This is a genomic window from Streptomyces sp. SID5643 (assembly GCF_009872555.1).
GTDB lineage: Bacteria > Actinomycetota > Actinomycetes > Streptomycetales > Streptomycetaceae > Streptomyces > Streptomyces iakyrus.
In genome coordinates this window covers 1-11,348 of the sequence record NZ_WWIC01000274.1, presented here as the reverse complement: position 1 = coordinate 11,348, position 11,348 = coordinate 1, and the positions used below count along the sequence as shown (strand labels likewise).

Below are 11,348 nucleotides of genomic sequence, written 5' to 3'. Positions count from 1 at the left end.
CGGGCCGCCCGCGCTCCGTGGGACGCCCGCCCCCGGTTCCCTCCCCCGCTTCGTTCGCCCGGCTCTGCGCGTACGCCCGCCCGCCCCAGCCCAGCACCGCCTCCGAGAGGGCGGCGCCGAGGCCGTGGTTGAACTGGTCGAGCTGGTCGGCGGCGGCGTCGCAGTGCCCGCAGCCCTCGATATGCGCGCGTAGATCGGGGTCGAGGGCGAGACCCCCGCGCCGGTAGGTCACGTCGAGCAGGCGCAGATAGCGCCGGCACTCCTCGTCGGGGGCGGTTTCGCGGTGCAGTTGGAGGCATTCCTCGCGCAGCCGGTCCCGGGCCCGGCCCAGTTCGACGCGTGCGCCCTCCTCGTCCAGGCCGAGCAGTCCGGCCGGAGAGGTGAGGGGTTCTGCCTCGACCTCGACGTGCCACAGCAGGCAGCGGGCGGACTGGGGCAGGCGCTGGAAGGCCCCGGACAGCAGGCGCCGCCGCTGCGGGGGCAGGAGCCGGGAGGCGGGGCGCTCCCCCTCGCCGGTGCCGCTGAGCAGCTCCGGGTGGAGCATGTCGACTCTGTGGTCACCGGCCCACTCGGCCGCAATACGCCGCACGGTGACGAGCAGGTGGGACCGCCATGCGGAGGTCGGGCCGTTCTGCCGGAGGGTTTCGCCGAAGAGCCGGGTGAAAGCGGCGGTGGTGAGGATTCCCGCGGAGCGCGGGCCGTCGGTGCACAGCCGGGCGTAGCCGAAGGCCGCCTCCCAGTGCCGGTCCAGCAGTTCGCCGACGGGGTGGAGTGCGGGCGTCGCCCCGGTCCACTTCCTGAGCTCCGCGCTCAGCTGCTCGTCCGTCGCACCGAAGCTGCGGGCCGGGGCCGGGGAATTCGACGGGCCTGCGTCTTTCAAGGCTGCATTCCTCTCAAGGACATGCGGTATAAAGTCCATACCAAGGGGTATGCCGGCTCGTCGGCCTCGCGCATACGAAAGAACGGCGTGATGTGGGCACGCCGACAGGGCACACCTTTACACAGGTCAGCGACAGGGAACAAGGGATCCGGCCGTTTCGTGCATTGCACGTGCCGCCAGGGCCTTTTGACAAAATGTCAATCAGTGCAGCGAAAGGCATTTCCTTGGCTTCTGCCCCCTTTAGCGCCGCACATTTGCCCGTCTGTGGAGGCCGCCCGGAAACCATTGAGGCACTGCCTGCACAGCAGCTCACAGCGCCGACCGCCTTCCGGGCCCCTGCCTTTCGTGGCCCGCCGGGGAACCAATAGCAGTGCTCAGGGGGGCGGCTCGCCGCGCCTCGTGCGGTAGACACCCGGGGGTGCTCCGTAGCGCTCACGGAAGGCGCGGTTGAAGTGGAACGGGCTGGCGAACCCCGAGGCCGCGGCGACGCGTTCCACCGGCAGGTCGGTGCTCTCCAGCAACCGGGCGGCGTGCCGCAGCCGCGCCTCGCGCAGGGCCCGCATGGGCGACTGCCCGGCCTGCCGGCTGAACAGATGGGCGAAGCGGGACGGCGACAGCGCGACGGCCCCGGCGAGCGACCGGACGGTGTGCGCGGCGCCCGGGTCGGCGTCGATCAGCTCCTGGGCGCGGCGGATCCGTGCGTCGAGGCCGGGCCGGGGTTCCGTCGGCCGGGAGCCGGCGGTGGTGAGGAGGACGATCTCCTCCAGTGCGCACAGGGCAAGCTCACGGGCGGCGCTGCCGTGCGCCACGGCGACCTGCCCGTCCGGCGGTGCCGCGCCGGGCGGCGCCTCGGTGCCGGTCCAGCGGGCGTCGGCGTGCATCCGCCGGAACGCCGTCTCGACGCGGCCGTGCACACCGGCCGGGGCGGAGGTGACGACGTACATCCCGTCCCCGACGCCGTACGGCCGCAGCCACGCGGCCCAGGAGGGGCGAGCCTGGCAGTGCGCCCACCAGAACCGCCAGTGCCGGGCGCCGGGCTCGACGGCATAGCCGTGCGGGACGCCCGGGGCGAGGACGACCAGTTCACCGGCGCCGGCCGAGGTCCGCGCACCGCCCTGCCACAGCCTTCCCCGGCCCGCGGTGGTCCAGGTGAAGAGCCAGCTCGCCGAGCCGTACGGCCGGCTGACGCCGTAGCCGGGGTTCTGGTCGAAGTGGCCGAGCACCACCAGACCGGGCGGCGGAGCGGGATCCCCGGGGTCGCCGGAGCCGCCGATGCCCCCGTTCCCAGCAGCCATGGGCAATCCGTCAGCACGCACGGGCATCCTCCTGGGCGGCTCCTGAGCCTAGCGTTCCGTACCGATGACGGCTGATGACACCTGACCGAGGAGTGCGTTCATGACAGTCACGGGCAACAGCGCCGCCGGTGCCCCCATCCTGGACCCCGCCGGCCTCATGCGATACCGGGAGGGCTTCGAGGAGGACGGTTTCACGGTGGTGCGCGGGCTCTTCGGGGCCGACGAGATCGAGCGGCTGTGCGGCGAGTTCGCGACGCTGCGGGCGGCCGGTCCGGTGCCCGGGCACTTCGAGCCGCGCGCGGACGGGCCGGGCGCCGACCCGCTGCACGTCTGGCCGCGGGTCATGCACCCCCACGAGATCAACGGCCCGGCGCGCGAGGTCCTGCTGGACGCCCGGCTGCGGACGGTGCTGGAGGCGCTCCTCGGGGAGGAGGTGCTGGCCGCGCAGAGCATGTTCTACTTCAAGCCGCCGGGGGCCCGGGGACAGGCGCTGCACCAGGACAACTTCTACCTGCGGGTGGAGCCGGGCACGTGTGTGGCCGCGTGGGTGGCCTGCGATGTGATCGACCGGGAGAACGGCGGGCTGGAGGTCGTGCCGGGCACACACCGCATGGACCTGTTCTGTCCGGAGCTCGCCGACTCGGACGTGTCCTTCGCCCGGGAGTACGTTCCGCCGCCGCCGGGGCTGGCGCCGGTGCCGGTGGACATGGCGCCGGGGGACGTCCTGTTCTTCAACGGGAGCCTGGTGCACGGCTCGCAGCCGAACCGGGCGGCCGAGCGGTTCCGCCGTTCCTTCATCGGGCACTACGTGGGGCGGTCGGCCGAGCGGATCGGACGCTTCTACCGGACGCTGGCGATGAACGGGGCGAGGGTGGAGCTGGCGGAGAGCGAGGGGGCGGGACCCTGCGGCACGGAGTTCGCGCCGCAGGGTGCCCACTGAGCCGCGAGCCGCACGTTCAGTGCCCGGCGACGGGACGGGGGCCGTAGGGGCGCTCCAGCTCCTCCAGTTCCTTGTCGCTGAGCTCGATCCCCACGGCGGCCACCGCGTCCTCCAGGTGCCCGGGCCGGGAGGCGCCGACGATCGGAGCGGTCACCGTGGGCTGCTGGAGGAGCCAGGCGAGGGCGACCTGCGCGCGGGGGACGCCCCGCTCCCCGGCGATGCGGGTGACCGCCTCGACGATGGTGCGGTCGCCCTCCTGGTAGAGGCTGCTGCCGAAGGTGTCGGTGGCGCTGCGCTCGGTCGTGGCGTCCCAGTCCCGGGTGAGGCGGCCGCGGGCGAGCGGGCTCCAGGGCAGGACGCCCACGCCCTGGTCCGCGCACAGGGGCAGCATCTCGCGCTCCTCCTCGCGGTAGACCAGGTTGTAGTGGTTCTGCATCGAGACGAAACGCGTCCAGCCGTTCAGCCGCGCGGTGTACTGCATCTTGGAGAACTGCCAGGCGTACATCGAACTCGCCCCGATGTAGCGGACCTTGCCGGCCTTGACGACGTCGTGCAGGGCCTCCATCGTCTCCTCGACCGGGGTGTGCGGGTCGAAGCGGTGGATCTGGTAGAGGTCGACGTAGTCGGTGCCGAGGCGGGTGAGGCTCTGGTCGAGTTCGGTCATGATCGCCTTGCGGGACAGTCCGCCGCCGTTCGGTCCGGGCCGCATCGGGTAGTACACCTTCGTGGCGAGCACGATCTCGTCGCGGCGCGCGAAATCGCGCAGGGCCCGGCCGACGATCTCCTCGCTGGTGCCGTCGGAGTACATGTTGGCCGTGTCGAAGAAGGTGACGCCCGCTTCGACCGCCTGCCGGATCAGCGGGCGCGAGGCCTCCTCGCCGAGGGTCCACTCGTGCGGGCCGCGGTCGGGCAGACCGTAGGTCATGCACCCCAGACAGATCCGTGAGACGTCCAGGCCCGTCGAACCGAGCTTCACGTACTGCATCGTTGCTGCTCCTGCCTTCGGAGGGATTCCACGGGGAGCGTACGTGTTCGCGTGTACTCGAAGACCAGGCCGTACGGAGCGCCTGACGGGCCGTCACCGCTGCCGCCCGGCGTCCGGCCGTCAGCCCCCTCCGACCAGGTCCAGGGCCCGTTCCCACGCGAACTCCGGCCGGCCGCCGTCCTCCCCGGGCTCTCCCGCGTACGGCTCGCCGAACCGCACGCCCATCCCGCGCAGGCGTCCGACGCTGTCCCGGTAGGCGGGGTGGGCGGCCAGCGCGTCGGCCACGCACGGCAGGACGGCGACCGGCACGCCGAGCCCCGCGACCTCGCAGAGAGTGCCCAGGGCGAGGGTGTCGGCGATGCCGGCCGCCCACTTGTTGACGGTGTTGAAGGTGGCGGGCGCGACCACCACGGCGTCGGGTGCCGGAAAGGGGCGCGGTTCGCCCGGAGTTCGCCAGGTGGAGCGGATCGGACGGCCTGTCTGCGCCTCGACGGCGGCGGTGTCGAAGAAGCCGTTCATCGCGACGGGCGTCGCGATCACGCCCACCTCCCAGTCCTGTTCCTGAGCGGCGGTGATCAGCTTGCTGACGTCCGCGGCGACGCCTGCGGCGCAGACGACGACGTAGAGGAAGGGCTTGCGGGCGGCCTGTTCGGTCATCCGGGAAACCCTAGCGACCGCCCGGACTCACCGGACGGGGAACGTCTCTCCGCGCTCCGACTCCGGCCGGGGGCCGTGGATCCGGCGCTCCTTCTCCTCGATCCGCACGTCGTTGATGCTCGCCTCGCGGCGGGTCATCAGGCCGTGCCCGTCGAACTCCCACAGTTCGTTGCCGTAGGAGCGCCACCACTGCCCGTCGGTGTCGCGGCACTCGTACTGGAAGCGGACGGCGATCCGGTTGCCGTCGAACGCCCACAGGTCCTTGCGCAGGGCGTACTCCCGCTCGCGTTCCCACTTGCGGGCCAGGAACTCGGCGATCTCGGCGCGGCCGGTGACGAAGGTGTCGCGGTTGCGCCAGACGGAGTCCGGTGAGTAGGCGAGGGAGACCTTGTGCGGGTCGCGGGTGTTCCAGGCGTCCTCGGCGGCCTGCACCTTCTGCGCGGCGGTCTCGCGGGTGAAGGGCGGCAGCGGCGGGCGGTCGGTCATGAATCCTCCCCGGAAGCAAGGGAGAACGAGCGTTCTCCCCTCGGCTGCTACCGTAGGAGAACGCTCGTTCTCACGTCAAGGAGGGTCGCGATGGACAGCGCAGTGGCCAGGGAGCGGGCACTGGACGCCGCCGAGGAGCTGTTCTACGGACGCGGTGTGCAGGCCGTCGGCATGGACGACGTCCGCGGCACCTCCGGGGTCTCGCTCAAGCGGCTCTACCAGCTGTTCCCGGCGAAGGAGCACTTGGTGGAGGCGTACCTGGAGCGACGCGACGCGCGCTGGCGCGGGGAGCTGGCCGCGTACGTCGAGCGCCGCGAGGAACCGCGGGAGCGGATCCTGGCCGTGTTCGACTGGCTCGGGGAGTGGTTCGGCGAACCGGGTTTCCGTGGCTGCGCCTGGCTCAACGCGTACGGCGAACTGGGGGCCACATCGGCGCGCGTGGCCGCCCAAGTGCGGTCGCACAAGCGGGCGTTCCGGGAGTACCTGATCTCGCTCGTGGCGGCGGCGGGGCTGCCCGGCGCGCTGGCCGGGCAGCTGTTCCTGCTGACCGAGGGGGCCATGGTCACAGCGGGTGTGACCGGGAGCGCCGAGCCCGCGGCCGAGGCCCGCGAGGCGGCACGGCGGCTCCTGGACACCGGGTGAGCTCCCGGGTCAGCCCACCGTCTCGGACACGGTGATGGCACCGACCGGGCAGGCGCGGGCCGCCTCCCGCAGCAGCGGGCTGCCGCCGCGGTCCCTGCCGGGCAGCAGGGCGCTGTAGCCGTCGTCGTCCTGGGTGAACACGTCCGGGGCGGTCAGGGCGCACTGGCCCGCGCCGATGCAGACGTCCGTGTCGATGTCGATGTGCATGTGCGGAGGCCTCTCACCAGGTCACGGGGAGTTCCAGCATCCCCTGGATCGTGTCGCCGGGTTTGAAGGGGATCTCCTCGGCCGGGGCGGCCAGGCGCAGGGTGGGCAGCCGGGCGAAGAGGCTGTGCAGGGCGATCTCCAGCTCGGCACGGGCGAGGTTCTGGCCGAGGCACTGGTGGATACCGAAGCCGAACGCGACGTGGTGACGGGACGGGCGGTTCCAGTCGAGCCTGTCCGGGTCGGGGTAGACCGTCTCGTCGCGGTTGATGACGGAGGTCGCGAAGACCACGCCCTCGCCCTGCCGGATCGTCGTCCCGGCCACCTCGATGTCCTCCACGGCCAGACGCAGCATGCCGTCCGCGATGGACAGCAGCCGCATCAGCTCCTCGACCGCGGCCGGCAGCAGGTCCGGGTCAGCGCGCAGCTCGGCGAGCTTCTCGGGGTGCCGGAGCAGCGTGAAAGTGCCGAGCGAGATCATGTTGGCGGTCGTCTCGTGGCCCGCGACCAGCAGGATGAGGGCCATGGCGATCAGGCCCTCGCGATCGAGGTCGCCCTCGCGCAGCTGCCGGTGGACCAGGTCGTCCAGCAGGCCGGTGCCGGGGTCGCGCTGTTTGCGGTCGATCAGCTCGCCGAAGTACGTCTCCAGCCGGTCGCGGGCGTCCAGTACGTCGGCCGTCTCCGGGCCGCGCAGCAGCCGTCGCGACTGGGCCTCGAAGAAGTCGTGGTCGGCGTACGGGACGCCGAGCAGGGCGCAGATGACCATGGACGGAACGGGCAGCGCGAAGGCGCTGACCAGGTCCGCGACGGGGCCCCCGGTGATCATCGCGTCGAGCCGCTCGTCCACGATCCGCTGGATGCGTGGCCGGAGTTCGACGGCGCGCTTGAGGGTGAAGTCCCCGACGACCATCCGCCGCTGGGCGCGGTGCTCGGGGTCGTCGACGCCCAGCAGGGCCGTTCTGCGGTTGCGGATCCCGGCGAAGCGCCTGCTGGGCGCGGGGAAGCCGGGCCGATCGCGGTCGGACGACAGGCGCGGGTCGGCCAGCAGGGCGCGGGCGGTGGCGTGCCCGCTGACCAGCCAGGCCTCGCGGCCGTCGAAGAGGGTGACGCGGGTCAGGGGGCGTTCGGTGCGCAGCGCGTCGTAGGCGGCGGGCGGGTGGTAGGGGCAGGTCCTGCTCTGGGGGAAGGCGACGGGTGCGGTCGTGTCCGTCATGAAGACCTCGCAGACGAGTAGTACGTCGTGCCGATCTTCATTAGATGCCCCGGGCACCTATGGGGCGACGCGAAGTTCGGCCACGTCGCCGACGGCGCCAGGATGGCCGGGGAATGTCGCCATCCTGTTCGAGCCCCGGGGTGTGGAGCCCCGGTCGCGGTGCCGGCGCCCTCGCCCGGGCCGCGGATGAGGCGGGACCGATGCGAAAACCGGTTGTCGGTCCTGCGGGACAGGCCTCAGGATCCAGCCATGCCGACGTTCACCCTTGTCCCGCCGCTGTCCGCCGCCGCTCCCGCCGGCCGCCGACAGCAGCAGTCCGGCCGCCGGGGAGGACCGACGCCGCCGCGGTCATGACCGACGCGCTCGTCGCGGGGCTGCTCGCCGGGTACGGCATCGCCGTCCCCGTGGGCGCCGTCGGGACCTACCTCGTCTCCCTCACCGCCCGCACCTCCCTGCGCACCGGTGTCTGCGCCGCGCTCGGCGTCGCCACCGCCGACGGGCTCTACGCCCTCGCGGCCACCCTCGGGGGGACGGCCCTGGCGTCCGCGCTGCGGCCGGTGCTCGGGCCGCTGCGCTGGGTCTGCGTGCTGGTGCTGCTCGCGCTGGCGGCGTGGGGTGCCGCCACCGCCGTGCGGGAGTACCGGGGCCACCGGCTCGCGACCCGCACCTCCCCCGCTCCCCCGAGTGCCACCCGGGCCTTCCTGGGCCTGCTGGGCATCACCCTGCTGAACCCCACCACCGTCATCTACTTCGCGGCCCTCGTGCTCGGTTCCCAGGCCACCGGCCCGGCCGGTCCGCCGGCGCAGGGCGTGTTCGTGCTGGCCGCCTTCGCCGCGTCCGCGAGCTGGCAGGTGCTGCTGGCCGGGAGCGGCGCGCTGCTGGGCCGGGCGCTGACCGGCCGGCGAGGGCGGCTGGCGACGGCCCTGGCGGCGAGCGGGGTGATGACAGCCCTGGCCGTGCGGATGGCGCTCGCACCGGGATGAGATCCAGCGCGTCCGGCCGGATCCGGCGGGGTGCGGATGATTCCTGCGGGCACGGATGTTGAAGACGGGTGGCGATGAGCCACGGACGCGACGATGGGACGGATGCCATGCCTCTGGAAGGCGAGTACGAACCCAGCCCGACGCAGTGGGTGCGCAAGCAGGTGGAGCTGTACGAGAGCTCCGGCGGTACGGAGGGCACGACGCTGCAGGGAACGAAGATGCCGGTCGTCGTCCTGACCTCACGGGGCGCCAGGAGCGGCAAGCTGCGCAAGACGCCGGTGATGCGGGTCGAGCACGAGGGGCGTTATGCCGCGGTGGCCTCCCTCGGCGGGGCGCCCAAGCACCCCGTCTGGTACTTCAACATCCTGGCCGACCCGCACGTGGAGCTCCAGGACGGGCCGGTGAAGCAGGACATGACCGCCCGTGAGGTCACGGGCGAGGAGAAGGCCGCGTGGTGGGAGCGGGCCGTCGCGGCGTACCCGGCGTACGCCGACTACCAGGAGAAGACGGACCGGGAGATTCCGGTGTTCGTCCTGGAGCCGGCCCAGGGCGGCTGAGGCCGGGGCCGGCTGCCCGCCGCGGGCAGCCGACGAAAAACTTTCCGCTCCGTGGGTGTGAACCGGCCGCGACGGGGCACGCGAGGTTCAGGCCCCGCCGCGCTCCCCCGTCGCGGCGGGGCTTTCCGCTGCCTCGCGGGCGGGGCGGTCGGTCACGTCGAGGAAGATCTGGTCGGCCTCGGGCACCGTCCGGGCTATGGACCGCTTGATGCGCACGGCGACCTCCTCCACGCGCTCGCTGTCCAGGCCGGGCACCAGGTCGACGCGGGCCGCCACCAGGGCCGTGTCCAGACCGGTCTTCATCGTGAACAGCGCTTCCACACTGTCGATCTCGGGCTGGGCCCGCAGCAGCTCCCGGATCCGCCCGCTCGTCTCCGGGTCGGCCGCCTCGCCGATCAGCTGGTCCCTGGCTTCGCGGCCCAGCCGGAAGGCCACGTAGACCAGCAGCGCGCCGATCGCGAGCGAAGCGGCGGCCTCCCACACCACCTGGCCGGTGACCATGTGCAGCGCCATGCCCGCGATGGCCAGGGTGACGCCGAGCACCGCCGTGCCGTCCTCGGCGACGACCGTCCGCAGGGCCGGATCGCGCAGCCCACCGCCCTGCCGGCGCACCTGGTACAGCGCCCTCAGCAGAGAACCGCCCTCCGCGAGGAGGGCGATTCCGAGCACGATCAGGCCGGCCACATAGCCGCCGAGTTCCTCCTCCGCACCGCTCGTCAGGGCTTCGAAGCCCTGGAAGAAGGAGAAGCAGCCGCCCATGACGAAGATCCCGACAGCCGCGAGGAGCGACCAGAAGAACCGCTCCTTGCCGTAGCCGAAGGGATGCCGCCGGTCGGCGGGGCGGCGGCTGCGGCGCAGCGCCGCGAGCAGGAACACCTCGTTCAGGCTGTCGGCCACCGAGTGGGCCGCCTCGGACAGCAGGGCGGGCGACCCCGCCGCCAGGCCGCCGATGGCCTTGGCCACCGCGATCACCAGATTGGCCGCGAGCGCCACCAGCACGGTGACGCGTGTCTTGTGATCACTTCCTTCATCAGTCACCCACGCCGATTGCCCCGGTCGGGGGTACTCACACCGTGCCGTCGGCGGAAAACGGGGAACGCGTTCACCAGGGCCCACGTACGGCAAGGAGGTCATTCCCATGAGCCGCGACGACGGCGACGGCGACGACGGCAACACAGCCTATGGAAGGAGGGCGTTCAAACGGTCCAAGGCGCATTTCGCGGACCGGGTCACCGCGGACGGCCGGGACGGCTGGCCGGTGGAGGCCGGCCGCTACCGCCTGGTCGTCAGCCGTGCCTGCCCCTGGGCGAGCCGGTCGCTGGTCTCCCGGCGGCTGCTCGGTCTGGAGGACTCCCTGTCCCTGGCCGTGGCCGACCCGATCCAGGACGACCGCAGCTGGCGCTTCACGCTGGACGAGGACGGACGCGACCCGGTCCTCGGCATCCGCTTCCTGAGTGAGGCGTACGACCGCCGGGAGTCGGACTATCCGGGTGGCGTCAGCGTGCCGGCGCTCGTGGACGTTCCCAGCGGCCGGCTGGTGACCAACGACTACCAGCAGCTCACCCTCGACCTCGCGACCGAGTGGACGGCCCTGCACCGGGACGGCGCGCCCGATCTGTACCCGGACGCGCTGCGCGACGAGATCGACGAGGTGATGGCGGACATCTACGAGGACGTCAACAACGGCGTCTACCGGGCGGGCTTCGCCACCGGGCAGGAGGAGTACGAAGCCGCCTGCACGGGTGTGTTCCGGCGGCTGGAGCTGCTCGCGAAGCGGCTGGAGGGGCAGCGCTACCTCGTCGGAGACACCATCACCGAGGCGGACATCCGGCTGTTCACCACGCTGGTGCGTTTCGACGCGGTCTACCACGGTCACTTCAAGTGCAACCGCTGGAAGCTGACGGAGAACCAGGTGCTGTGGGCGTACGTCCGCGACCTGTACCAGACCCCCGGGTTCGGCGACACCGTCGACTTCGACCACATCAAGCGCCACTACTACCAGGTGCACACCGGCATCAACCCGACCCGCGTCGTCCCTGTGGGCCCGGACCTGTCCGGCTGGCTGACCCCGCACCACCGCGAGGAGCTGGGCGGCCGGCCGTTCGGTGACGGCACACCGCCCGGGCCGGTCCGTGCCGAGGAGCGGATTCCGGCGGCGCACACCCCCTGACCACTTCACTACCCTCAGCCATCTAGGAGTTGCCGTGGCAAAGAAGAAGAAGATGTCCCTCGCGTACCAGCCGCTCGGATTCGTGCTCGGCTGGTCGGGCGGCTGGCTGGCCGGGCTCGCCTTCCGCAAGACGTGGATGGCGATCCGGCACGAGGAGGACGCGCCCGACGCCCTGGACAAGGACCGCGGCTGGGGCGAGGTCCTCCTGGCCGCCGCGATCCAGGGCGCGATTTTCGCCGTAGTGCGCAGCGCCGTGGACCGCGCGGGCGCCAAGGCCATCGAGCGTTCGACCGGCACCTGGCCGGTCGGCGAGAAGGGCGGCCGGGACTGACCGCC

General features: G+C 72.2%; 14 protein-coding genes. 6 read left to right on the top strand and 8 right to left on the bottom strand.

Annotated elements, in window-relative coordinates; all coding sequences use genetic code 11:
• Together GTY56_RS30605 and GTY56_RS30600 are read right to left on the bottom strand one after the other, a co-directional pair.
• Nucleotides 1-880, bottom strand: an 880-nt coding sequence (locus tag GTY56_RS30605; protein WP_161368540.1) for a sigma-70 RNA polymerase sigma factor region 4 domain-containing protein, incomplete at its 3' end; no start/stop codon positions are given.
• Between the two features lie 374 nt (nucleotides 881-1,254).
• Entirely contained in the window at nucleotides 1,255-2,175 is a 921-nt protein-coding gene (locus GTY56_RS30600) for a helix-turn-helix domain-containing protein (RefSeq protein ID WP_161368539.1), read from the bottom strand.
• Between the two features lie 100 nt (nucleotides 2,176-2,275).
• On the opposite strand from GTY56_RS30600, the gene GTY56_RS30595 reads away from it, so the two are divergent.
• The gene (locus GTY56_RS30595; RefSeq protein WP_161368538.1) at nucleotides 2,276-3,115 is read left to right on the top strand and encodes a phytanoyl-CoA dioxygenase family protein; all 840 of its coding nucleotides are present in this window, start codon (nucleotides 2,276-2,278) and stop codon (nucleotides 3,113-3,115) included.
• 16 nt (nucleotides 3,116-3,131) lie between these two features.
• Here the strand turns inward: GTY56_RS30595 and GTY56_RS30590 are convergent, their stop codons facing one another.
• The 3 genes from GTY56_RS30590 to GTY56_RS30580 form a co-directional block, all read right to left on the bottom strand.
• Nucleotides 3,132-4,100, bottom strand: a complete 969-nt coding sequence (locus tag GTY56_RS30590) for an aldo/keto reductase (RefSeq protein WP_161368537.1) — start codon at nucleotides 4,098-4,100, stop codon at nucleotides 3,132-3,134.
• A gap of 120 nt (nucleotides 4,101-4,220) precedes the next feature.
• Complete coding sequence (locus GTY56_RS30585) at nucleotides 4,221-4,757, bottom strand: flavoprotein (protein ID WP_161368536.1); 537 nt, start codon at nucleotides 4,755-4,757, stop codon at nucleotides 4,221-4,223.
• Nucleotides 4,758-4,784: 27 nt separating this feature from the next.
• Nucleotides 4,785-5,243, bottom strand: a complete 459-nt coding sequence (locus tag GTY56_RS30580; protein WP_161368535.1) for a nuclear transport factor 2 family protein — start codon at nucleotides 5,241-5,243, stop codon at nucleotides 4,785-4,787.
• A 90-nt stretch (nucleotides 5,244-5,333) separates the two neighbouring features.
• On the opposite strand from GTY56_RS30580, the gene GTY56_RS30575 reads away from it, so the two are divergent.
• Nucleotides 5,334-5,885 carry a TetR/AcrR family transcriptional regulator gene (locus GTY56_RS30575; protein ID WP_161368534.1) on the top strand — a complete coding sequence of 184 codons (552 nt, stop codon included), beginning with the start codon at nucleotides 5,334-5,336 and terminating at the stop codon, nucleotides 5,883-5,885.
• Between the two features lie 9 nt (nucleotides 5,886-5,894).
• Here the strand turns inward: GTY56_RS30575 and GTY56_RS30570 are convergent, their stop codons facing one another.
• Together GTY56_RS30570 and GTY56_RS30565 are read right to left on the bottom strand one after the other, a co-directional pair.
• Nucleotides 5,895-6,092: a ferredoxin gene (locus GTY56_RS30570; protein ID WP_161368533.1), complete on the bottom strand. Its 198-nt coding sequence runs from the start codon at nucleotides 6,090-6,092 to the stop codon at nucleotides 5,895-5,897.
• A gap of 13 nt (nucleotides 6,093-6,105) precedes the next feature.
• Complete coding sequence (locus GTY56_RS30565) at nucleotides 6,106-7,302, bottom strand: cytochrome P450 (protein WP_161368532.1); 1,197 nt, start codon at nucleotides 7,300-7,302, stop codon at nucleotides 6,106-6,108.
• 350 nt (nucleotides 7,303-7,652) lie between these two features.
• Between GTY56_RS30565 and GTY56_RS30560 the strand changes: the two genes are divergently transcribed.
• Both GTY56_RS30560 and GTY56_RS30555 read left to right on the top strand, forming a co-directional pair.
• Nucleotides 7,653-8,285 carry a LysE/ArgO family amino acid transporter gene (locus GTY56_RS30560; RefSeq protein ID WP_161368531.1) on the top strand — a complete coding sequence of 211 codons (633 nt, stop codon included), beginning with the start codon at nucleotides 7,653-7,655 and terminating at the stop codon, nucleotides 8,283-8,285.
• A 107-nt stretch (nucleotides 8,286-8,392) separates the two neighbouring features.
• Entirely contained in the window at nucleotides 8,393-8,842 is a 450-nt protein-coding gene (locus GTY56_RS30555) for a nitroreductase family deazaflavin-dependent oxidoreductase (protein ID WP_161368530.1), read from the top strand.
• A gap of 87 nt (nucleotides 8,843-8,929) precedes the next feature.
• Here GTY56_RS30555 and GTY56_RS30550 read toward each other — a convergent pair whose 3' ends face one another.
• Nucleotides 8,930-9,841 carry a cation diffusion facilitator family transporter gene (locus GTY56_RS30550; protein ID WP_161368541.1) on the bottom strand — a complete coding sequence of 304 codons (912 nt, stop codon included), beginning with the start codon at nucleotides 9,839-9,841 and terminating at the stop codon, nucleotides 8,930-8,932.
• Between the two features lie 139 nt (nucleotides 9,842-9,980).
• On the opposite strand from GTY56_RS30550, the gene GTY56_RS30545 reads away from it, so the two are divergent.
• Entirely contained in the window at nucleotides 9,981-11,012 is a 1,032-nt protein-coding gene (locus GTY56_RS30545) for a glutathione S-transferase family protein (RefSeq protein ID WP_161368529.1), read from the top strand.
• Between the two features lie 34 nt (nucleotides 11,013-11,046).
• A complete protein-coding gene (locus tag GTY56_RS30540) occupies nucleotides 11,047-11,343 on the top strand; it encodes a DUF4235 domain-containing protein (protein WP_031108703.1) in 297 nt (98 codons plus the stop codon).
• The last annotated feature ends 5 nt before the right edge of the window (nucleotides 11,344-11,348 follow it).